The organism is Microvirga sp. P5_D2, from assembly GCF_054049475.1.
Map to the genome: position 1 here is coordinate 67,695 of NZ_JBFUMH010000005.1, position 22,261 is coordinate 89,955.

General features: G+C 63.7%; 19 protein-coding genes. 8 read left to right on the forward strand and 11 right to left on the reverse strand.

From position 1 onward, the window contains the following. Positions 1 to 21: 21 nt before the first annotated feature. The gene (locus ACXJKO_RS03595; protein WP_457089708.1) at positions 22 to 1,110 is read right to left on the reverse strand and encodes a polyamine ABC transporter substrate-binding protein; all 1,089 of its coding nucleotides are present in this window, start codon (positions 1,108 to 1,110) and stop codon (positions 22 to 24) included. Between the two features lie 95 nt (positions 1,111 to 1,205). After that, on the reverse strand, positions 1,206 to 2,360 hold the full coding sequence (locus ACXJKO_RS03600; RefSeq protein ID WP_457089709.1) for an aminotransferase: 1,155 nt from the start codon (positions 2,358 to 2,360) through the stop codon (positions 1,206 to 1,208). A 162-nt stretch (positions 2,361 to 2,522) separates the two neighbouring features. Between ACXJKO_RS03600 and ACXJKO_RS03605 the strand changes: the two genes are divergently transcribed. The 3 genes from ACXJKO_RS03605 (at position 2,523) to ACXJKO_RS03615 (ending at position 6,499) form a co-directional block, all read left to right on the forward strand. Further along, the gene (locus ACXJKO_RS03605) at positions 2,523 to 3,527 is read left to right on the forward strand and encodes a FecCD family ABC transporter permease (RefSeq protein ID WP_457089710.1); all 1,005 of its coding nucleotides are present in this window, start codon (positions 2,523 to 2,525) and stop codon (positions 3,525 to 3,527) included. Beyond that, on the forward strand, positions 3,524 to 4,300 hold the full coding sequence (locus tag ACXJKO_RS03610; protein WP_457089711.1) for an ABC transporter ATP-binding protein: 777 nt from the start codon (positions 3,524 to 3,526) through the stop codon (positions 4,298 to 4,300). The genes ACXJKO_RS03605 and ACXJKO_RS03610 overlap by 4 nt, the downstream gene beginning before the upstream one ends. A 234-nt stretch (positions 4,301 to 4,534) precedes the next feature. Beyond that, positions 4,535 to 6,499 (forward strand): SDR family NAD(P)-dependent oxidoreductase, encoded by a 1,965-nt coding sequence (locus ACXJKO_RS03615; RefSeq protein WP_457089712.1) that lies wholly within the window; start codon positions 4,535 to 4,537, stop codon positions 6,497 to 6,499. On the opposite strand, the gene ACXJKO_RS03620 is transcribed toward ACXJKO_RS03615, so the two are convergent. The 5 genes from ACXJKO_RS03620 to ACXJKO_RS03640 all read right to left on the reverse strand — a co-directional run bounded on the left by ACXJKO_RS03620 (position 6,432) and on the right by ACXJKO_RS03640 (position 13,128). Further along, positions 6,432 to 7,373 carry an NAD-dependent epimerase/dehydratase family protein gene (locus tag ACXJKO_RS03620; RefSeq protein WP_457089713.1) on the reverse strand — a complete coding sequence of 314 codons (942 nt, stop codon included), beginning with the start codon at positions 7,371 to 7,373 and terminating at the stop codon, positions 6,432 to 6,434. The two genes, ACXJKO_RS03615 and ACXJKO_RS03620, sit on opposite strands and share 68 nt — an antisense overlap. Beyond that, positions 7,370 to 8,461 carry a glycosyl transferase gene (locus ACXJKO_RS03625; RefSeq protein WP_457089714.1) on the reverse strand — a complete coding sequence of 364 codons (1,092 nt, stop codon included), beginning with the start codon at positions 8,459 to 8,461 and terminating at the stop codon, positions 7,370 to 7,372. The genes ACXJKO_RS03620 and ACXJKO_RS03625 overlap by 4 nt, the downstream gene beginning before the upstream one ends. Before the next feature lies 1 nt (position 8,462). Further along, entirely contained in the window at positions 8,463 to 9,470 is a 1,008-nt protein-coding gene (locus tag ACXJKO_RS03630) for an NAD-dependent epimerase/dehydratase family protein (protein ID WP_457089715.1), read from the reverse strand. 91 nt (positions 9,471 to 9,561) lie between these two features. After that, entirely contained in the window at positions 9,562 to 10,503 is a 942-nt protein-coding gene (locus ACXJKO_RS03635) for an MBL fold metallo-hydrolase (protein ID WP_457089716.1), read from the reverse strand. 108 nt (positions 10,504 to 10,611) lie between these two features. Beyond that, a complete protein-coding gene (locus ACXJKO_RS03640) occupies positions 10,612 to 13,128 on the reverse strand; it encodes an ABC transporter ATP-binding protein (RefSeq protein WP_457089717.1) in 2,517 nt (838 codons plus the stop codon). A gap of 277 nt (positions 13,129 to 13,405) precedes the next feature. Here ACXJKO_RS03640 and ACXJKO_RS03645 point away from each other — a divergent pair, with 277 nt between their 5' ends. Then, positions 13,406 to 13,960 carry a tetratricopeptide repeat protein gene (locus tag ACXJKO_RS03645; protein WP_457089718.1) on the forward strand — a complete coding sequence of 185 codons (555 nt, stop codon included), beginning with the start codon at positions 13,406 to 13,408 and terminating at the stop codon, positions 13,958 to 13,960. A 65-nt stretch (positions 13,961 to 14,025) separates the two neighbouring features. Beyond that, positions 14,026 to 14,523, forward strand: a complete 498-nt coding sequence (locus tag ACXJKO_RS03650) for an MmcB family DNA repair protein (RefSeq protein WP_457089719.1) — start codon at positions 14,026 to 14,028, stop codon at positions 14,521 to 14,523. 7 nt (positions 14,524 to 14,530) lie between these two features. Here the strand turns inward: ACXJKO_RS03650 and ACXJKO_RS03655 are convergent, their stop codons facing one another. Then, complete coding sequence (locus ACXJKO_RS03655) at positions 14,531 to 15,088, reverse strand: ActR/PrrA/RegA family redox response regulator transcription factor (RefSeq protein WP_457089720.1); 558 nt, start codon at positions 15,086 to 15,088, stop codon at positions 14,531 to 14,533. A 45-nt stretch (positions 15,089 to 15,133) separates the two neighbouring features. Further along, positions 15,134 to 16,534, reverse strand: a complete 1,401-nt coding sequence (locus tag ACXJKO_RS03660; RefSeq protein WP_457089721.1) for an ActS/PrrB/RegB family redox-sensitive histidine kinase — start codon at positions 16,532 to 16,534, stop codon at positions 15,134 to 15,136. 232 nt (positions 16,535 to 16,766) lie between these two features. Here ACXJKO_RS03660 and ACXJKO_RS03665 point away from each other — a divergent pair, with 232 nt between their 5' ends. Together ACXJKO_RS03665 and ACXJKO_RS03670 are read left to right on the forward strand one after the other, a co-directional pair. Beyond that, positions 16,767 to 18,041, forward strand: coding sequence for a polyhydroxyalkanoate depolymerase (locus ACXJKO_RS03665; RefSeq protein WP_457089722.1), 1,275 nt, complete (start codon positions 16,767 to 16,769; stop codon positions 18,039 to 18,041). 64 nt (positions 18,042 to 18,105) lie between these two features. After that, positions 18,106 to 18,849, forward strand: coding sequence for a M48 family metallopeptidase (locus ACXJKO_RS03670; protein ID WP_457089723.1), 744 nt, complete (start codon positions 18,106 to 18,108; stop codon positions 18,847 to 18,849). 18 nt (positions 18,850 to 18,867) lie between these two features. On the opposite strand, the gene ACXJKO_RS03675 is transcribed toward ACXJKO_RS03670, so the two are convergent. After that, positions 18,868 to 20,589, reverse strand: coding sequence for a DUF4153 domain-containing protein (locus ACXJKO_RS03675; protein ID WP_457089724.1), 1,722 nt, complete (start codon positions 20,587 to 20,589; stop codon positions 18,868 to 18,870). Between the two features lie 143 nt (positions 20,590 to 20,732). On the opposite strand from ACXJKO_RS03675, the gene ACXJKO_RS03680 reads away from it, so the two are divergent. Next, complete coding sequence (locus tag ACXJKO_RS03680; RefSeq protein WP_457089725.1) at positions 20,733 to 21,926, forward strand: multidrug effflux MFS transporter; 1,194 nt, start codon at positions 20,733 to 20,735, stop codon at positions 21,924 to 21,926. A 7-nt stretch (positions 21,927 to 21,933) separates the two neighbouring features. Here ACXJKO_RS03680 and ACXJKO_RS03685 read toward each other — a convergent pair whose 3' ends face one another. Then, positions 21,934 to 22,254 carry a DUF1330 domain-containing protein gene (locus ACXJKO_RS03685; protein WP_457089726.1) on the reverse strand — a complete coding sequence of 107 codons (321 nt, stop codon included), beginning with the start codon at positions 22,252 to 22,254 and terminating at the stop codon, positions 21,934 to 21,936. Positions 22,255 to 22,261: the final 7 nt, after the last annotated feature.

Consider the following 22,261-nt stretch of genomic DNA (forward strand, 5'->3'; position numbering starts at 1 on the left):
AGGAGAAACCTGAGCGGACGATTAACGGCCCGTCTTCACGCGGGTCCAGAGGCGCGTGACGGCGCGCTGGGAGCGCTCGTCATAGGCCGTGTTGGTGAAGAGACGCTTCATCGTGGCCTCGTCCGGGTAGATGCCCGGATTGTCGAGGATCGCCTTGTCGATATGCTGCTTGGCGGCGAGGTTGCCGGAGGCATAGGACACGAAGTTCGTGTTCATGGCGGCGATTTCGGGGCGCATCATGAAATTGATGAACTCGTGCGCCTCGGCCACGTTCTTGGCATCCGCCGGGATCGCGAAGCTGTCGAACCACATGAGCGCGCCCTCGCGCGGGATCACATAGCCCACCTCGACGCCGTTCTTGGCTTCCTCGGCGCGGTTTTTCGCCTGGACCATGTCGCCCGAATAGCCCACCGCCACGCAGATATCGCCGTTGGCGAGGGCGTTGATGTATTCGGAAGAATGGAACTTTTGGATATTGCCGCGGATGCGGTACAGGGCGTCGCCTGCCTTGTTCAGATCGTCCTGGCGCTTGGAATCCGGGTTGAGGCCCAGATAAGCCAGCACGCCGGGGAAGAGGTCCTCAGGGCTATCGAGCATGTAGATGCCGCAGGCCTTGAGCTTGGAGGCGATCTCCGGCTTCAGCACCAGATCCCAGGTGTTGAGCGGCATGTCGCCCAAGGCTTCCTTCACCTTCTTGGTGTTGATGCCGATGCCGGTGGTGCCCCACATGTAGTTGACGGCATATTGGTTGCCGGGATCGAACACGGCGAGGCGCTGCGAGACCTCGGGCCATTGGTTGGACAGGTTCGGCAGCTTGGACTTGTCGAGCTTCTGGAAGATTTTCGCGCCGATCAGGCGCTGCACGAAGGGACCCGAGGGCACCACGATGTCGTAGCCGGACTTGCCGGCCAGAAGCTTCGTCTCGACGATCTCGTTGTTGTCGTAGGTGTCGTAGACGACCTTGATGCCGGTCTGCTTCGTGAACTCGTCCAGCGCCTTCGGATCCACGTAGTCGGACCAGTTGTAGACGTTGACCACGCGCTGCTGCTGGGCGGCGGCGCCGGTCACGAGCCCCAGGGTCAGGGCAACGGAAGCGAGAAGTCGGAACATCAGGGGTGGGACTCCTTCAAGAGTGAGAATATGGAGAGGCTAAAAGCTTCCGGCGGAAGAAACAATGTCCAAGATGACGCCAGCCCCGCCTGATTTTACGCAGCCCGCTTCACCACATCCGCCAGCCGCTCCAGCCCGGCATCGAGGGTGGCATCCCTCTTGGCGAAGCAGAAGCGCACCACGTTCTTCACCGCGCCTTCCGCATAGAAGGCCGAGACCGGGATCGCCGCGACGCCGTGCTCCATGACGAGGCGGCGGCAGAAGGCGACGTCATCGATTTCGCCTAAGGGCGTGATGTCGATGTTGAGGAAGTAAGTGCCCTGGCTCGGAATCACGTCGAAGCCGAGGGTCCGCAAACCTTCGGTGAAACGGTCGCGGCTGCGGGCGAAGCTTTTGCGCATGCCCTCGAAATAGCTGTCGTCCTTGGCCAACCCGTAAGCCACGGCGGTTTGCAGGTTCGGCGGCGTGGTGAAGGTGAGGAACTGGTGGGATTTCGCCAGCACCTTCATGATGTGCGGCGCGGCGCAGACGAAACCGACCTTCCAGCCGGTGAGGCTGAAGATCTTGCCCGCCGAGCCGATCTTCACCGAGCGGTCGCGCATGCCCTCGGGCCCCAGCACCGGCTGATGTTTGATGCCGTCGAACACCACATGCTCCCAGACCTCGTCGGAAATCGCGATGGCGTCGAACTTGCGGCAGAACTCCGCGAGAAGGGCGAGATCCTCGTTCGAAAACACGGTCGCGGTCGGGTTGAGCGGGTTGTTGAACACCACCGCCTTGGTCTTGGGCGAGAAGGCCTTCGCCAGCGCCTCCTCGGTCAGACGGAAATGGGGCGGCTGGAGGGTCACGAATTTCGGAATGCCGCCGGCGAGCCGCACGAGCGGCAGATAAGCGTCGTACATGGGCTCGAACAGAACCACCTCGTCGCCCGGCTCCACGATGCCGAGGATCGCGCCCGCCAGCGCTTCCGTCGCGCCCGAGGTCACCATTACCTCCGTATTGGCATCGAGATCCACACCCTGCCAATGCTTGTAATGGGTGGCGATGCCTGAGCGCAGCTCGGGCAAGCCCATCATCGAGGGATATTGGTTGTAGCCGTTGAGAACAGCATCGGCGGCGGCGCGCCGCACGTCCTCCGGCCCCGGATCGTCGGGAAAGCCCTGGCCGAGGTTGATCGCACCGGTCTCGCGGGCGAGGCTCGACATGACCTCGAAGACGGTGGTGGGCAGGCTGGAGAACAAACGGTTCATGCCGATTCCTCGATCTTGCTTGTGCGGTGGCGCCGAAACGCTTCGTATCATGGACTTGGGCTGGATCGAACCGCGATTCTGCCCGGAATGATACGAGACGAAGGAGGGGTGACACCCGGCAGCGCTGTTGCTATCGCGGACAGGACAACACCGAACCCGTTCATGTTCCGCTCCCGGCTGCCCCTCATCTCCGGCCTGACCCTCCTCATCGGAGCTTTAAGCCTCGCTTCGCTCGTCATCGGGCCCGCACCCATCGGGCCGTGGCAGGCGTTGACGGCGCTCGTGTCGGATCAAGGCAGCGCCAGCATCGTGGTGCGGGAGATCCGCCTGCCGCGCACGATCCTGGCGCTCCTCGTCGGCTGGGTGTTCGGGCTCACGGGGGCAGCATTGCAGGGTTTGCTGCGCAATCCCTTGGCCGATACGGCGGTGTTCGGCGCGCCCCAAGCGGCGGCCTTCGGGGCCGTGCTTGTGTTGTATTCGGGGCTTGTCGGCGCACTCTCCTGGGCCTTGCCTGTGGCGGCAATCGCGGGTGCGTTCTTGTCCATCGCCCTGGTGGTCGCGGTGGCGGGGCGGCGGGCGACCGTGGTGGTGCTCGTTCTCGCCGGGCTCGCCATCGGCAGCCTCGCGGGGGCCGGCACATCGCTTGCCATCAGCCTCTCGCCCAATCCTTTCGCTGTCACGGAAATCGTGTTCTGGCTTCTCGGCTCCTTCGAGGATCGCTCAGGGTTTCATGTGTGGCTGGCCTTGCCTTTTATCCTCGCGGCATCCGCCCTCGTGCTCTCCGCATCCACCGGCCTGCGGGCGCTTGCGCTCGGTGAGGAAACCGCGCGCAGCCTCGGCGTCAACGTGATGCGCCTGCGCTTTCTCGTAGTCGCGGGCGCTGCCATCGGCACCGGGGCCTCGGTCGCGGTGGCTGGCTCCATCGGCTTCGTGGGGTTGGTCGCCCCCCATCTGGTGCGCCCCTTCGCAGGCTACGATCCCGCCCGCACCCTCGTGCCGTCAGGCCTTGCGGGCGCGGCCCTGCTGCTCGCCGCCGATTGCGCCGTGCGGCTGATCCCCTCGCAGACCGAGGTCAAGATCGGCGTGCTCACAGCCATTCTCGGGGTGCCGTTCTTCCTCTGGGTCATCGCTCGCCGCAAGGCCGAACTTGCGGAGATGCCGGTATGACCCAGCTTCAGGCCCATGCGCTCTCGGTCAATCTCAGCTCTAGGCGGGCGCTGTCCGGCATCGACCTGTCCCTCGAGCCCGGCCGGCTCACCGTGATCGTCGGCCGGAACGGCGCGGGCAAGACGACGCTGCTCAAGGCCCTGGCAGGGCTGCTCGAACCCTCCCAAGGCAAGGTCACGCTCGACGGAAACCCCGTCTCCCACATGCGCGCCGCCGAACGGGCGCGCCTCATTGCCTATCTGCCCCAGAGCGGCAGCATCGCCTGGCCGATCCCCGTGGCCGATGTCGCAGCGCTCGGTCGCCTGCCCCATGGCGAGAAGCCCGATGCGCTCCCTCCCGCCGGTCGCGAGGCCGTGGCGGCGGCGATCCGCGCCGTCGGGCTGGAGGGCTACGAGGCCCGCTCCGCCATGGAACTCTCAGGCGGCGAGCGGGCCCGGGTGTTGCTTGCCCGCGCTCTCGCGACGCAGGCGCCCGTGCTGCTCGCCGATGAGCCCGTCGCCGCGCTCGATCCGCGCCATCAACTCATCGTGCTCGACGTGCTGAAGGAACAGGCCCGCGCGGGCCGCACGGTCGCGGTCATCATGCACGACCTGACGCTGGCCGCCCGCTTCGCCGACAGGATCGTCCTGCTCGATCAGGGCCATGTGGCGGCGTCCGGAGAGCCTGAGGCTGTTTTGACGCAAGCGCAGCTTGCCGCAAGCTTCGGCATCGCGGCGCATGTCGCTCACGAAGAGGGCCGGCTTATCGTGGTGGCGGAGCGCCCGTTACCGTGAGCGTGGGCGCAAGGTCCCTGCTCGAAGCAAAGTGACATCCTTACATTGACAAAGGGGGAGGGGCGGTCGATACCCCGATCCTTCGAACGCAAAGAATAAAGGGATTTTCGCTTTTTCTTTACATTCGAAGGCTCCTTTTATGAAGCGGCGCATCGCCGGACCTGGAAAATCAGGGCCGCTTTTCGCCGAGGCGGACCCTAGGGTTCCGCGCGATGCGCTAGAGTTGGCAGGCACATGAATCGGCAGGATCTCAAGAAAGCGCTCATCGTCATCCACGATCTCACGATGACGGCCGCTGCCGTCGTCGCGACGTTCTTCGTGCGCTTCGAGGGTGGTCTCCTGAAGGAGCGCCTCGACCACCTGCCGCTGCTCCTGCCGCCCTTCGTGATCTATGCGGGCGTCGTCTACTGGGTCTTCCACCTCTACCGGTCCAAGTGGCGCTTCGCCTCCCTGCCCGATCTCTTCAATATCTTCCGCGCCTCCACGGTGCTGGCGCTGACGCTGCTCGTGGTCGATTACGTGCTGCTCTCGCCGCAATTCTTCGGCTTCTTCTTCTTCGGCAAGATCACGATCGCCCTCTACTGGCTGATCCAGATGTTCCTGCTGGGCGGCCCGCGCCTCGCCTTCCGCTATTTCAAATACGCCCGCTCGCGCCACACCATCCAGCGCGACTCGAACACGCCGACCCTGCTGCTCGGACGCGGCAGCGATGTGGAGGTGGTTCTGCGGGCCATCGAGACCGGCACCGTCAAGAAGATGCGGCCCAAGGGCATCCTGTCCTACCGCGCCGACGAGCTCGGCCAGTCGATCCGCGGCGTGCCGGTGCTGGGCACCTTCACTGATCTCGATCAGGTCGTGCAGGATTTCCAGGAACGCGGCGAGGCCATCCGCCGCCTCGTGGCGACGCCGAGCGCGTTGGCGCCCGAGGCTAATCCCGACATGCTGCTCGCCCGCGCCCGCCGCCTCGGCCTGCCGCTCGTGCGCGTCACGAGCCTCGGCGAAGGCATGCGCGATGCGGAGCTGGCGCCGCTCGAAATCGAAGACCTGCTGCTGCGCCCCACCGTGCAGATCGACCGGCAGAGGCTGGAGAATTTCATTCGCGGCAAGCGCGTGCTGGTGACCGGCGGCGGCGGTTCCATCGGTTCGGAAATCTGCGCCCGCGTGGTTGCCTTCGGCGCCACCGATCTCATGATCCTGGAAAGCTCCGAACCGTCGCTCCACCACATTCTCGAGAACCCGACGCTTCTCTCCAGCGACACCAATGTGGACGGCGTCATCGCCGACGTGCGTGATCGAGAGCGCGTCCGCGAGGTGATGAGCGCGTTCCGGCCCGACGTGGTGTTCCATGCCGCAGCCCTCAAGCATGTTCCCTATCTCGAAAAGAACTGGACCGAGGGCATCAAGACCAACGTATTCGGCTCGATGAACGTGGCCGATGCGGCGGTGGAGGCGGGCGCCAACCAGGTGGTGATGATCTCCACCGACAAGGCCATCGACCCGGTCTCGATGCTGGGTGCCACCAAGCGCTTCGCCGAGATGTACGGACAGGCCCTCGATGCCGAGTTCATGGGCCGCAACGGCGCCACGCGCATCATCGCCGTGCGCTTCGGCAACGTGCTCGGCTCGGTCGGTTCGGTCGTGCCCAAGTTCAAGGCCCAGATCGCGCGCGGCGGGCCGATCACGGTCACGCATCCCGACATGGTGCGCTACTTCATGACCACCCGCGAGGCGGCCGACCTCGTGCTCACCTCCGCCTCCCATGCGGACCAGAGCAGCATCCGCATGCAGACCACGAACAGCGACGAGCGTGCTTCGGTCTATGTGCTGAAGATGGGCCAGCCCGTGCGCATCTACGATCTGGCCGAGCGCATGATCAGGCTTGCCGGCTACGAGCCCGGCGAGGATATCGAGATCGCCGTCACCGGCACACGGCCGGGCGAGCGTCTTCACGAGATCCTGTTCGCCCGCGAGGAGCCGCGCACGGAAATCGGCATCGATGGCGTCATGGCGGCAAAGCCCATCTTCGCGGACCGCGCCAAGGTCGATCAGTGGCTCGATGCGCTCGACCGCGCCATCAAGTCGGGCAACCGCGCGGCGGCGGAAGGGGTGTTCGAGGATGCGATCCCCGAGTTCAAGCGCCGCTCTGCTCCGCCGCAGCCTGCCGCGCCAGTTCAGCAAGCCCGTCTCGCGTCGAATTGACGGGCTGCCAGCCGAGCTGCCTCAACGCCTCCGGGCTTGCCACGAGAGATCCTGACAGACGCTCATAGGCCTCAGCCTTCCCCATGAGTGAGGCGGCCGCCCCGAGCATGAAGGACGGCACGGGGATGAGTCCCGGCGCGCGCCCGAAGCCTTTGCGAAACGCCGCCACGATCTCCGGTACGGTCACGGGCTCAGGATCGGCCGCGATGAAGGCGCGTCGTAATGGGCCAGGCGCTTTAAGCAGAATGTCCAAGGCGGCCGTCAGGTTGTCGAGGGAGAGAACGGAGCGCCTGCCCTTCAAGCCGCCGAGCGGCAGGGGCCAGGGCGATTGGGAGAGCGTGAGAAGCGCCGCCATGTTGCCTTTCACGCCAGGTCCATAGACGAGTACCGGGCGAAGTGCTGCCCAGTCGAGGCCGAGCTGGCCGAGACCCTTTTCCGCATCAAGCTTCGAGCGGCCATACGCATCGGTGGGCTGCGGCTCCATCTCTTCCGTCAGAACGCCATTTGCCACCGGTCCGCTCTGCGCGCGGATGGAGGAGAGGAAGATGAAGCGCTTTACGCCCGCGCGTTCGGCAGCGTGCGCGAGCTTGATCGTCGCTTCAGTGTTGATGGTACGGTAGTCGTTTTCCGGCTGGCCCGACATGGCGTGCGCAAGGCCCGCCGAATGGATCACCATGTCCACGTCGCGCAGAGCCGCCGCCATGTTCTGCGGCGAGGCGATATCGCCGATCACCGCGCTCGATGCGCCCTCGGGCACTTGATCAGGGCGGCGCAGCAGCACGCGCACGCGGTAGCCGCGCTTGGGCAATTCGGTGAGAAGGTGACGGCCGATGAAACCCGTGGCGCCGGTCAGGGCAATCAGGGGTGTATTCATCGGGAGACCTCCAGGGACGGAATTGCGCGTGGTTGGGAAAAACGCCTGAGAACAAAGCTGACAAGAACGACGCCGACGAGCAGGGCCGCGCTCTGCACGATGCCGGTCGGCCACACGAGTGTCATAGCGGCGAGAAAGGCTAAGACAAGGTTGAGTCCGAATACATGCGTGACGACGGAAATGACAGAGAAGCCGTTTGTCGTCGCCTGCTGGTAGAAATGGCTGCGATGCGCCTCCCACACCTTCTCGCGCCGCGCGAGACGGCGCAGCAGGGTGATGGTGGCGTCCATCAGGTAATAGAGCGGGAGGAGAAGTGCGGCGGCGAGTGCGCCGGTTCCCGCAAGCTCCAGCAGCATCCAGCCGACGAGCAGGCCGATGGGCAGCGAGCCGACATCCCCGAGGAAGAGGCGCGCGACAGGCTTGTTGAACGGGGCGAAGCCGAGAAAGGCACCGCAGAGGCAAGCCGCCACGAAAACGACGGGCGAGCCGCTGACGATGCCGAGGCCTGCGAGAAAGGCGGTGATCGGCACCATCTCGGCGACGGTGATCCAATCGAGTCCATCCATGAAGTTGACGAGGTTCACGAACCACACGCCGCCGAAAACGAGCAGCACAAGCTCGACGCTCTCAGGAATCCAGGCTGGCAGGATGCGTGTATTTGCTGCCACGACAACCGCAGCCACCGCCACGATCTGGAGAAGCAGGCGGTGCATGGCGGGCAGAGGACGAATGTCATCGACTGCACCGACAACGGCCAATCCGATGGCGGCGAGCAGAACGATCCAGATAAAGCGGAAGTCGATGCCGCTGCCCCAATTCAGCTTGACGTCGGGCGCGATGAAAAAGACGAGGATGGCAACCGGAACGATCGTCGCCACCAGCACCGCGATACCCCCGCCCTGCGGTGTCGGAATGCGGTGGCTCGAGCGCGCATTGGGCCGTGCGAGCGCATAGCGCTGGAGCAGCGGCATGAGAATTACGATCAAGGCTGCGGACAGCAATGTGGAAACAGCTAGCAGGCCGAGCAGTACGGTCTCACGTTGAAGCGGGCCGAGAAAGCCCAAAGCCAGGTTTGTCACGGAATTCATCTCAAGCCCCGTGATAATCTTTGTACCATTCGACGAAGCGCTTCACGCCGTCTTTGAGCGATGTCGATGGCGCGAAGCCCACGTCGCGACGCAGGTCCGTCACGTTTGCGCGCGTCTCTAGAACGTCGCCGGGCGGCAGGGGCACGTCCACGCGCTTCGCCTTTTTGCCGAGCGCGTCCTCGATGATCGCGATGAGGTCGTTCACTTCTTCCGGGTTGTCATTGCCGATGTTGTAGACCCGGTGCGGTGCGGCGCTCGTTGCCGGATCGGGATATTCCGCGTTCCAGGCCGGGTTGGCCGCCGGCGCATGCTCCACCAGCCGCAGGACGCCTTCCACGATGTCGTCCACATAGGTGAAGTCGCGCCAGACCTTGCCGGCATTGGCCACCTGGATCTCGCGGCCCTCGGCGATGGCATGGGTGAACTTGTACACCGCCATGTCGGGACGGCCCCAGGGTCCGTAAACCGTGAAGAAACGCAGGCCCGTGCAGGGGAGGCCAAACATCGAGGCGTAGGAATGCGCCATCATCTCGTTGGCCTTCTTGGTGGCGGCATAGAGACTGATCGGGTGCTCGGTGCCATCATGCTCGGAGAAGGGCAGCTTGCGGTTCGCGCCATAGACGGAGCTGGACGAAGCATAGACCAGATGCTCGATCCCACCGTTACGGCAGGCCTCCAGCATGTTCATGAAGCCGATGAGGTTCGAAGCGGCGTAAGGCCGAGGGTCGACGAAGCGCACGCCCGGCTGGGCAGCGAGGTGGATCACGCGGGTGAAGCGGTGGCGCTCGAAGAGATCGCGGGTGGCCTCAGTATCGGCGAGATCGACGCGCTCCGGCATGAAGATGTTGTGCGGGGTGAGCTTCGCGAAGCGGGCTTCTTTCAGGGCGACGTCGTAGTACGGGGTAAAGCTGTCCACGCCCACCACATGCTGTCCCTGCGCCAGCAGGCGCTGGGCCACATGGAAACCGATGAACCCGGCGGCACCGGTCACGAGGATGGGAGACGACATTGAAAAAAGCCTACGCAATCAGACGGCGGGCACCTTAGCGCATCGTGCGGAAAAGTGGACCCGGTTTTCCCGCATCCGACAGATAGGGGCCTTAATAGGAAGCGTCAGATGTGACTCTGACTGTGCATTCCGTCTTCGCGTCCGCGTTTCTGATCATGTCGGGCCGGTTCGCAATGGCCTCTCCTGCGGGGCGCAGGAGGATGGATTGGCGCTCGCGGGCCACGAAGGCTTTTGGCATGATCTTCTGGATTTCGGCTTCCGCAGCGCGCATGGCGGCGTCGTCGTGGCCGGGATAGAGGTGGAAGATCGCAAGCCTTCCGACGCCGGCGGCCTGGGCGAGCTCGACGCCCTTCTGCCATGTGGAATGGCCCCACCCCCGGCAATACGGGTATTCCTCCTCCGAGAACATCCCGTCATAGATCATCAAATCCGCGTCGCGGACGAAATCGACAAGGCCCGGATCCGGCCAGGGATCGCTGTGTTCCAGGTCGCTGATATAGCAGACGCTCAAGCTTCCGTTGCGGAAGCGATAGCCCGTGGCGCCGCCGGGATGGCTTAAGGGATGCGTCTCGATCTCGACGCCGCCGTCCAGGGTCAGGGTTTCGCCCGACCGGAAGCCCACATGCTCGAAGGTGGCGGGAAGCTGGCTGAGGCGGATGGGAAACAGGGGCGGCGAGAACAGCCGGTCCAGGGCCGCCATGGCACTGTCACCGTCGAGATTGCCGCAATAGGTGCGCACCAGGCGCTCCTTGGCGAGGGCAGGCTTGAAGAAGGGCAAGCCGCTCACATGGTCCAGGTGCAGGTGGCTGAAGAGAATGTCGATGGTCTCGGGCGCGTCGTTKCCGAGATGGCTGCCAAGGGCCGAAATGCCGGTTCCGGCATCGACGATGAACATGCGCTCGCCGCAGCGGATCTCGACACAGGCGGTATGGCTGCCGAATTCCACAAACTGAGGGCCCGATGCGCAGGTGGAACCACGTGTGCCCCAGAAGCGGACCTCTAGCTCATCAGAAGATGCAACTCGCCTTACCATCAGTGGATCATGCCCGACCGTAAATATCGTCAATGTGCGATAGCGCACACGCTGAGATGACCCCAGGCGAGGCTGGAACGCAAGAGAGAACCGTCAGGCGATCCGGTCTCATGCGCTCAAGGCCTCCGGCACCCGGGTGCGGGGAACCATCACCGGCTCGCCGCGCTCGAATTGGATAACGGCGTCGAACGGTGGATGATCCATGGCAGGCGAGATCGCCGGCGTGACCAGAACCAGGCCCCGGCCGACAAGCGAGCGCCGCAAGGACGCCACGAGCTTGTCGGCTACCGGTCCCGGAAGCCCGTCAAGCGCGCGCTGCACCACGAGGACGCTAGGCCTGCGCACGAGGCAGCGCACGAGATCGACGGCTGCGATCTCGCTCAGGCTCAGGTCATCACCCTGCACGTCTACAGGCAGTCCAAGACCGATCCGTGACACTTCTCCGTCGAGGCCGCGCGCGGTGAGCACGCGATGGATCACGCCCTGCACGGATTCCGCCGCGCCGGCCTGATCGGCGGCGATGCGGCCGAAGAGCAGGTTGTCCTGCACGCTCGCCGCCGTGCAGAACGATGCCTCATCGTAGAACTCGATCGCAGGTCGCAGGCTCACGGGCAGCATCCGGGCGAAATCGGCGCGGGCGACGAGGATCTTCGTCTCCAGGGCCTCGTCGAGGAAGCCCAAGCGGTGGCGGCTCTCGTTGTAGCGAAGCGCGAGGCCGATCAGGCGCTCCTGATCGCGCCCGGGCCGCCGCTGGACGCTCTGACGCTCTACCAGATCCTGGAAATAGGCGCGGTCGGAGGCGGTGAAGAAGGAGAAGCGCTCGAAGAGCGGGTGGCCGTCCGGGACCTCGGCGAAGATCTCGACCATGCTGGTCGCGATCGACAGCCCGATCTGCGCCATGGGCTTGGTGAGCTCGTTGGCCTCCAGGATCGCCCGCACGAAGGGGTGGTCGGCGAGCCTGTCCTCGCGGAACGTGTCGCCCACGGGTTTGCCGAACAAAAGGTTCTCGCCGATCGTGGCGTAGCGGTTGTAGCGCTCGATGTTGAAGGGATCGACGAAACGGTCGAGATTTTCCTCAGCCAGCGCCGCCTGCACCGCCCGGCGGGCCTCCACGATGGAGGAGGCGAGAGCGGGCTCCCGGCGCGGATCGATGGTGCCTGACAGGCCACGCGAATGGGTGAGCCGGTCTAGCCCCGCCACCGCGATCGCGTCGGAGAGGCGATGCTCGGCCTCGTCGCCCGAGACATTGCAGCCATAGAGCAGGTTGTCCCGCAGGCTGCCCTCGATGAGCACCGTATCGCCGGCAAACGCGATGCGGCGGTTAAGCTCGACGGGGTCAGCATCCAACAGGTCGACGCCGCCATAGGTGATGCGCCCGAGCGACGGATGGATCTGTCCGGCGATCAGCGCCGCAAGCAGGCGCGGGCCGGAATCCCCGTCGCCAACCAGGGCCACATGGGAGGGGAAGGCGAGGTTCAGGTTCACCGAAGTCACCCGCGCGCCGCTGGCCGGATCGTAGGCGGAAACGCCCCCGGCCACGAGAGCGCCGTTCTCCGGCAGGATGAGCTTTCCCTTCTTCTCGCGCGGTTTCAGGGAAGCCATGCTGCGCGCTACATCGGCGAGGAGGGCGCGTGCCCGCATGGCGAGGCGCTGCCATTGCACGATCTCCCGCACCCCATAGGCGGCAAGGGCCGAGGCCAGGACGCTGGCGGCCACCGTGCCGGCGGTGAGCGGACGGGATTGCGAGAACCAGGCACCGAGAGCCAGCACCGCGATAGGGGCGAGGATAAGCGCAATGGCCGACGTGGAATCGACGAGGGCGAGGCGGTATTCGCGCCATGTGACGGGGCGATGCACGTCGAGGAGAAGGCTGCGCACCCGCTCGCGCTCGTAGGCGCCCGTTCCATGGGCCCGCATGGCGGGAATGCGGTGCTCGAGGCCGGCGAGCACGCTTTCGGCTCCCTCGCCCTCCTTGTGCCGGGCGGCGGTGGCGTCGAACCGCAGCAGGGCGCGGCGTGCGTTGAGGATCGCGGCCAGGACCAGCACAATCCCGAGAACAGCCCCGAGATACCAATCCATCACCAGCACATAGGCAAAGGCCAGCCCGATCATGCCGCCAAGCTTGACCGGCATGAGCAGGCTTGCGGCCAGCACGTTGTTTTCGCGGGCAAGCCCCTGCGCCGCAAGCGCGGTCGCGGTCGAAACCTCGTCCTGCACAGAAGGCGGGGCCTTAAGGAGCGCATCAATCGCAGAGGAGCGCATCCGTGCCAGAATGGCCGATCCGATGCCGACCATGACCCAATCGAGCAGGATCAGGACAAAGGCGACGATGATGGGAACGAGCAGCACGCTGCCGATGGAGACGAGCGCGACCGCCTCGGGCGTAGGCGTGAAGCCGGTAAAGAGTACGAAGGGTTCGGGCCAGAGGCGCGAGGGCGGCGTGAGGACGATCCTGAACAGCGTCGCGGGCGCATTGCCTGTGCCGGCCACGGCCCGATCCACGACAAGACGGATCAGATCGAGGCCTGCAACCAGCAGCAGTCCCGCCGCAACGAGCAGCAGAATTCCGAGAATGTGGCGCAGCGGAGAGGTTTTCCACGCCAGGCGCAGCGGGTCGCGCTCCATGACATCCCCCCATGATGGCGTCTGGATCGGTTGAGCTTTGCAGAGGAAACTAGCGCATCGTGCAAAAAAGTGGACCCGTTTTCGACGCAGTCTGATGTGTTGCTTAAGAAGGGACATCGGGCTGATCCTAAAAGCGGAATTCACCTCCAGGTCCGGTGCTTTGCCGAGGGCTCTAGCGAACGGCCTGTCCAAAGCGCCCGCTTGCCCCTCGCCGCTCGCGGATTGGCCTCTATGTCACCTTCCAGTCTTCTCTCGCGAGGGGTGATCGAACCCGCCCATGTCGTCTTCCCTGCCGGTCGATCCGGTCTTCCAGCTGATCCTCGAAGTGCCGGAGCGCGCGCCCGCCGCCGCGATGCCGAGCCGTCTCACGGGCCTTTTCCGTGAGCTGTCGGCGCCGGAACCGGTGAGGCCCGTGGAGGAGATCGAGGATCAGATCTGGGCCCTGTGGGTCTCCCATGAGGACAGGCTGGCGGAGGAGACCATGGCGGCCGCCGTGGACGCGATCTCCTCCGGCGAGCTGCAGAAGGCCAAGCCCCTGCTCGATCACCTCGTCGTCAAGCATCCCGACTGGGCGGAAGCCTGGAACAAGCGCGCGACGCTGGCCTTCATCGAAAAGCGCGATGCGGACAGTCTTCTCGACATCGCCCAGACCCTGCACCTGGAGCCCCGCCATTTCGCCGCCATCTCGGGCTTCGGCAACATCTGCCTGCGCAACGGCCACCTCAACGAAGCCCGCGCCGCCTTCCAGATCGCACTTACTATCAACCCGCATATGGAGGAGCTGCGGGACATGGTGGAGGATCTATCTCCGCACAATCTCATGTTGCATTGAGTGCGCTGATCCATGCGCGACAAACGCGACGTTGCGGGCATATGCCAAGAAGCTAGTCTGTCGGCATGTCCGATTCGCCTGCAGCCATTCGCTCCACCATCGTCCTGCCCGTTGACGGGCGCMAGTCCGCCGTTGCCGCCGGCATCCAGCGCGGCGTACGCCGCCTGTTCGCCCAGCTTGGTCATGTGACCTTGCCTGAATTCACGCTCGCCAATGGACGGCGAGCGGATCTGATCGCGCTTGCGCCCGATGGCGCGCTCACGATCATTGAGATCAAATCATGCGTGGCGGATTTCCGGGCCGACAGGAAATGGCCCGACTACGAGGATTTCTGCGACCGTTTCTATTTCGCGGTGCCGGAGACGATGCCCTTCGACATCATGCCGGAGGATCGTGGCCTGATCATCGCCGACAGCTTCGGCGCCGCCGTGATGCGTGAATCCACGCATCATCCGCTCGCCGGCGCTCGCCGTAAGGCCGTGACCTTGCGTTTCGCGCATGCGGCGGCATCCCTGCTTCACACCTTGGCTGATCCCGACAGGATTGCCGACGGACGGCTTTAGGATTTCATCAGCGCGGCGCGCGCTTGGCGAGAATCCGCTGCAGGGTCCGGCGGTGCATGTTGAGGCGGCGCGCCGTTTCCGACACGTTGCGTCCGCACAATTCATACACGCGCTGAATATGCTCCCACCGCACCCGGTCCGCCGACATGGGGTTTTCCGGCGGCAGGGCGCGCTCGCCCGGCTGGGCCATGAGGGTGGCGTGAATTTCGTCCGCGTCGGCGGGCTTTGCGAGATAGTCGAAAGCGCCCATCTTCACCGCCGTCACGGCGGTCGCGATATTGCCGTRGCCGGTGAGAATGACCCCACGCGCATCGGGCCTGCGGTGCTTCAGGCGCTCGATCACATCGAGGCCGTTGCCGTCGCCGAGGCGCATGTCGATTACGGCGAAGGCTGGGGGATCGGTTTCGATGGCGGCGATTCCATCGGCCACGCTTTCGGCAACGCGCACCATATAGCCGCGAGTTTCCATGGCGCGGGCAAGACGGGTCGAGAAGGGCCTGTCGTCGTCCACGATCAAGAGGCTCTTGTCGGCGCGATCCTCGAACGCAACGGGCGCGTCGGCCATCAGAAAGTCTCCTTATATTCTGGAAGAATTCCGTCGGAAGCGGGCTCAAGAACGCCCAAACTCCATATGGGAATTCTTCCCCTCGTCTTTGAGAGTTTCCGGGGAATCTCCCTGCGGCGAAATTGCCGCACCCTGTTCAAACGCATGACGCGGCCAAACGATCCGCGCGATGGCACCGGTCGCCGGCTGAGCAGCGTTCGTGAGGGTGAGTTCCGCGCCCGAGCGCTCGATCAAAGTCTTGGCAATGAACAATCCCAGCCCGAGGCCCCCACCTTCGTCTAAGTTGGCTTCCGTGCGCTCCGCCGCGCTGCGGGTCGTAACATAGGGCTCGCCCACCCGAAGCAGGATATCGGGGGCATAGCCGGGGCCGTCGTCGCGGATTTCGATGGAGACCTCGTCGGGCGTCCAGCAGGCCTCGATCACCACGTGGCTGCCGGCGAAATCCGTGGCGTTGTCGAGAATGTTGGACAGGCCGTAGACGACGCCGGGGTTGCGCCGCCCGACAGGCTCCGTGCCCTCCCCCCAGGCGCTCACCCGCACATCGAAGCCCACCGCCCGCTGCGGTTCGACGATCTCCTCGACGAGGTGGCTCAAGCTGATGGTTTCCAGGAACCCCGCCTCGTCCTCCTCCTCGCCTATGGATGTGAGCTTGGTGAGGATCGAGCGGCAGCGCTGCACCTGCTCCTGCAGCAGCTTCAGGTCCTCGCCCACGGAGCCGTCTTTGGGCAGGGCATGGGCCAGTTCCTTCGAGACCAGCGCGATGGTGGCAAGCGGCGTTCCCAATTCGTGGGCGGCAGCGGCGGCCAAGCCGTCGAGCTGCGAGAGATGCTGCTCGCGGGCCAAAACGAGTTCGGTCGCGGCAAGCGCCTGTGCGAGCTGGCGCGCTTCTTCGGCCACCCGCCAGGCATAGATGCCGGTAAATACCGTGCCGAGCAGGATCGCCGCCCAGATGCCGGTCACATAGAGGAATGGCAGGCTCAAGGTTTGTCCGGGAAACCAGGGCAGCGGCCGGTGGGCGAGCACGAGAACGGTGGCGCAGCCCACCGCCAGAAGCCCGAGGCCCAGGGTCCGCTCCGGCGTCAGAGCCGTCGCCGAGATCAGCACGGGCGCGAGAAAGAGCATGGCGAAGGGGTTTTCGAGCCCGCCCGTCAGGTAGAGCAGGGCGCCGAGCTGCAGAATATCGAAGCCCAGCAGCGCCGTGGCGGCATTGTCGCTGAGCCGGTGGCTTGCCGGAAACTGGATGCGCAGGAGCAGGTTCGTCCAGACCGACGTGGCGATTACCAGGAAGCACAGCTCGAAGGGCAGCGGGAAGCCGAGGCCGAATCGCACCCCCGCGACGGCCGCCGACTGGCCGACGATGGCGAGCCAGCGCAGGCGCACAAGGGTATCGAGGCGCAGTTGGCGCGGATTGGGCGGGGCATTCTTCGGGTGGTGGATCTCAACCATGAGCGAACTGAATTAGGGTTCGTCCAGCATTCGCCAAGCAATCGGGGTAAGCCCTTAATCCTATTTCAGTGATGGAACCGACTTTGCTAGGATTCACCAGGGTGTGGTCTTGGCGCTACAGCAACAATGTTGTTGCAAAGAGGCTAAGGAACTTTAAGTTAAAAGTTATGGTTGAGGATAAGCCCGCTCCGCATTGTGGGATGAATGGGCACCCGGCCTCTGGGGACAGAAAATGAATTTTGCTTATTACTGGTATGATACGGCGCATTGGCTCTTGAGCCCCGCCCGCGCGGCGACCGACATTACAAAACTGATCTTCGATAATCCCGACAATCCGCTCAACAATACTCCCTACGCCCGAACGATTTCAGCGGCCTGCGAACTCTTCGAGCGCACCACCCGCCGCTACGCCAAGCCCGAATTCGGCTTCGCGAGCACGCGGATCGGCAACGAAGATGTTGCCGTCACCGAAAAGATTCTCTGGGAACGGCCCTTCTGCCGCATCATTTCCTTCGAGCGCGATCACCCCGCCGCCGAAAACCAGCCGAAGCTGCTGATCGTGGCGCCCATGTCCGGGCATTACGCGACGCTCCTGCGCGGCACGGTGGAAGCCTTCCTGCCCACCCATCAGGTGATGATCACCGACTGGGCGGATGCCAGCATGGTGCCGATGAGCGAGGGCCGCTTCGACCTCGACGATTACATCGACTACCTGAAGGAGCAATTCCGCACCCTCGGCCCGGACCTGCACGTGATGGCCGTGTGCCAGCCGGCAGTGCCCGTGATCGCCGCCGTAGCGCGGCTCGAGGCCGAGAACGACCCAGGCATTCCCCGTTCCATGATCCTCATGGGCGGCCCCATCGACACCCGCCGCTCGCCCACCGCCGTGAACCGTGTGGCGGAAGAGCGCGGCATCGAATGGTTCAAGCAGCATTGCATCGCCAAGGTGCCCCCGTCCCATCCGGGCTTCTGGCGCGATGTGTATCCGGGCTTCCTGCAGCTCTCCGGCTTCATGGCCATGAACATAGACCGCCACCTCTCGGCCCATTGGGAGATGTTCAACCATCTCGTCGAGGGCGACGGTGATTCGGCCGAGAAGCACCGCGATTTCTATGACGAGTACCTCGCCGTCATGGACCTGACCGCTGAATATTATCTCCAAACGGTCGAGACGGTGTTCGTGAACCACGCTCTGCCGAAGGGCGAGATGATGCATCGGGACGAGGCAGTGGACCTCATGGACATCCGGCGCTGCGCCATCATGGCTATTGAAGGCGAGCGGGACGACATTTCCGGCGTCGGCCAGACCCTGGCCGCCCTGGACTTGACCCCCAATCTGTCATCAGACAAGAAACTCTATCACCTCCAGGCCGGGGTCGGTCACTATGGCGTCTTCAACGGCTCTCGTTTCCGGGCTGAAATCGCTCCTCGAATCGTTGAATTCACTCAGAATCACGACGCAGAACCAGTCCGAAAGACCGCGTCAAGAGCCGCAAGCCGTTCTTGATACGTTCCTAGCAGCGGCAAACGGCTGCGCTGACAGAATCGATGTAAGCGGGCAGATTGCGGACATGAAATCCGCTCTGTTCCGCCGCGTTCCTGCGGACCCACCACACCTGAAAGTTTCTCACGGGGGCCAATCCTTCAAGGTGGCTCTCAAACGGCGGCCGACCGCCAAGCGAATAACGTTGCGCGTTTCCAACGCCACCGGCGAGGTCGTGCTCTCGATTCCCGAGCGCACCGATGTCGGGCTGGCCCAAAAATTCGCCGACAGCCACAGCCAGTGGATCGCCTCCCGCCTTGCTAAGGTGCCGGACCGGGTACCTTTCGAGCCCGGCTCCGTCGTGCCCCTGCGCGGAGTGCTGCACAAGATCGTCCATTGGTCGACGATTCGCGGCCTCACTCAGGCCAGCCACGACAGCGCGGGCGAGCCGATCATTGCAGTAACAGGCGAGGCCTCTCATGTGGCTCGCCGGGTGCGTGATTATCTCGAGGCCGAGGCGCGGCGTGATTTCGCCGTCGCAGTCAAGAAGCATACGGCCCAGCTCGGCATCCCGGCTAAGCGCATCACCGTGCGTGACACCAAGAGCCGTTGGGGCTCCTGCTCGGCCAATGGGGCGCTGAACTTCTCCTGGCGCCTCATCATGGCTCCACCCTTCGTGCTGGATTATCTGGCCGCCCACGAGGTCGCGCACCTGCGCGAGCTCAACCATTCCCAGCGCTTCTGGAAGATCACCTACCAGCTCTGCCCCCGCACCGACGACGCGGAAGCTTGGCTCAAGACCTACGGCAGCGCCCTCCACCGCATCGGGTGAGGGGCAGCTGCAGTCGGCTCAGTAGAGCACGACTTGTGCCTTTACATTCCTCAGCTTTGCGCCAGTCGGGTCTTGTCTGCGAGTGAACTGCTCGACGATCAGTTCGCCCTTACGGCCCTCGACGCTCTGAAAAACCGGCCTTGGACCGTTACCTACGGGCTTGTCTTCCTGAGTCAGGAGCGTCGAGAGATCGAAGCGCGTGGTATTCCCCTCGCCTGATACTTCCAGAATGTTTCCCATGACCTGAAGCGTATACTTAAGGGCGCCGGATGACCGAGTCTGCGGCGTCGTCAATTCGAAATCGATGCGAGACCCCTCAATCAATGTCACCGAGTCGAGGCGGATCACTTCAGCGTCGTCGAAGCTCACATACGTGTACTTTGAAGTTTCAGCGACGACGTTTGTCCTTAGGATATCTTTCAATTCTGACGAGCTGCGTGGGAGATGCTGAGGCCATGCATCGGACGAAATAATTTGATCTATCCCAACCTCGTGCTGCTCAAGCTCATGTAGAGCCGACAAGAAGTCTTTCTTTTGCCGTTCGCTCAAGCCGCCGTCGCGGGATTGAGCCCATTGCTCTGGCGTCACAGATGAGGCAATGGCGCGCAGCCGTGCTGCCTGACTGTGAATGGTGACGTTGCGGGCGCTCAAAGGGCCGATGGCTGCAACCAGCGTCAGCGTTCCGGCGAGCAGAGGCAGGATTCGCAGATCAAACGGGCGCCGCATTAGGGCCGACAGGGCAACGAGGGCGAAGCCTAGTACGATGAGAGCGAGCAAATACCGCTCCTCCGTAATGCCATAGGCATCGATGCGCATGCCGGCTGCAATACCGAGCAGCACGAGGGGAATGAGCGTCGCGAGAAGCCAGATACGAACGAACACGCAGCGCAGGCGCGGCAGGAGCGCGCCGGGAGTATGTGCGAGGAGATAAATGCCGTAACCAATGCATAGATAGGTCGGCACGATCCAGCCGATCTGGCCGTTCGGCAATCCCAGCATCAAGACGATGCGGCCCGCATAGAGATGGATCACCCCGGCGAAGATCAGCATCAACGGAATGAGAAGACCGTCCGTCACCACGGAGATCACGCGGTGCAGAAGATTGACCGGCTGCTCATCCGTGGGTTCGTCCTCGCAGAAGCGGGACAGCGAGAGCCAGAACAGAGGAACGCCGAGCCAGGAGGCAACGATCAGCAGCAGTTTCCATGCCTGATTTGTGTCGAAGCCGAGAAGAGTCTCGATGGATTCAAGGATGACCGCTCCTCCGCCGAGGATGATCCCGAGGGCGACAAGGCAGAGTGCAAAATTCGCTGCGAGGCTGAGAGCCGTCAGCCAAGCACCGATCATGCCCAGTCTCGCGGCATAACCCGCACCGAGGCTAATAAAGCAGATCAGGCTCAGGAAGAGAGGCATCACCGTGTAAGGCGTCGTTTCTGTGATGTAGCCAACTTCCAGGCCAAGGAAGAAGCCCACTGCCTGAGCGGTGAGACCGACCCATGGGCGCAATCGCAACGTGGTAAAGGCAGAGGCGGTCGCCACGAGGAAAGCCAGGATCAGCATGAACATGATCTGATCTTGGGACAGCATCTCATATGCTGCACGCGCGAGGGCACGCTTGAACTCGAAAACCAGCATCCACAGGGTCAAAAGGGCGGCTGCGAGAAGCGTTAATGGAAAGCGGCTGACGGCCCATTTGAAATCGGGGCGGAGGATGGCAGTTCTGGTATCGGCCGCACTCATGAGGATTCGCTCGCATATGAAACAAAGTTTCATCCTTGTGCGACGATGCCGCAATCTTGGCAAGAGGCACGCCTTGCCTGTGTGACAGAGGCATCATTTCGGCTTAGTGCGGTGCGACGCTCCTCATCGAAGCAAGCCGCCTCATGCTCAAGCCCGACACCCTGGCCCTCACCGCCGTTCTCGCGCTGCTGACCGCGCTTGGGCCTCTCTCGACGGATATGTATCTGCCCTCGCTGCCAGCCATCGCGGTGGGGTTGCAGGCGACGACCGGGCAGGCGCAGCTGACGCTGTCGGCGTTTCTTCTCGGCTTTGCTGCGGGGCAGTTCTTTTACGGGCCGATCTCGGATCGCGTCGGACGAAAGCCCGTGCTGCTGTTCGGCCTCGGGTTGTTTTCGGTGGCAAGCCTGATCTGTGCGCTGGCACCCAACATCGAAGTGCTGATTTCCGCGCGCTTCCTGCAGGCGCTCGGCGCGTCCGGTCCCATCGTGCTGGGGCGCGCCATCGTGCGCGATTTCTATGAAGGGCCACGCGCGGGCCGGGAATTGTCGCGCATGGGCACGATCATGGGCGTGGTGCCTGCGGTCGCGCCGGTGTTCGGCGGGCTCATCACGCAGTTCACCGTGTGGCGCATGACCTTCGGCGTGATGCTCGTATGCGGGATTGCGCTGGCCGCGATCGTGCTGCTGCGGTTGCCCGAGAGCATTCGCCACAAATCCGAAGTGCCGATCTCGTTTGGCTCCATTATCGGAGGCTTCGGTATTCTGCTGAAGCATTCCGGCTACCGCACCTATGTGAGCCTTTCCATGCTCACCTATGGCGGCCTGTTCGCCTTCATCTCCGGTTCGTCCTTCGTGCTGCAAAATATCTATGGGCTCAACGAGCTGGCCTTCGCCTTCTCCTTCGCGTTCATGGTGGTGGGCTTCATTATCGGCACCTTGATCGCGCAGCGCATCGTCAACCGCCGCGGACTCGACGGCACGATCCAGATCGGCGTGGCGAGCCTGGCGCTCGGCGGCGTGCTCATGCTGGTGCTCGTGGCCTCCGGCGTGGCGTCATCGTTTGCCATCACCGGCCCCATGGCGATCTACGGCTTCGGCGTGGGCCTCACCATGCCGCAATCCATGGCCTCCGCCCTCATGCCTTTTCCCAACCGGGCGGGCGCGGCTTCGTCGTTCCTCGGCATCTGCCAGATGAGCTTTGCCGCCGTGCTCGGCATCTTGCTCGGCCAGAACCTCGGAGGCACCGCCCTGCCGCTGCCCATCGCGATAGCCGCCACGGGCGTTGGGGCGCTGATTGTTTTTTCGATGACAGGGCGGGCGCGCGGAAAGCCGGCTTGAGCTCTTGCTAGGCCAAGATGTCAGTCGCCCGATGATCCGGCGAGACGCCGTCGATCAGGATTACATCGCCCTTGGAGTTCTCGGTCCGTAAGAACAGGATCTCCCGGTAGGCCGGAGACTGGTACCATTCGCGCGCGTGATCCTTGTCCGGGAACGCGATCATGATCAGGTCGCCCGACCACGCGCCTTCAAGCTGCTCCACCGGATCTCCGTGGATCAGGAAGCGTCCGCCGAAAGGTGCCAGTGTCGCGTCGATCTTCCGAAGATACTCGACGATCTCCGGTCCCATCGTGACATCGTAAAGGCGGGCGACGGCATAGGCAGGCATGGCATGC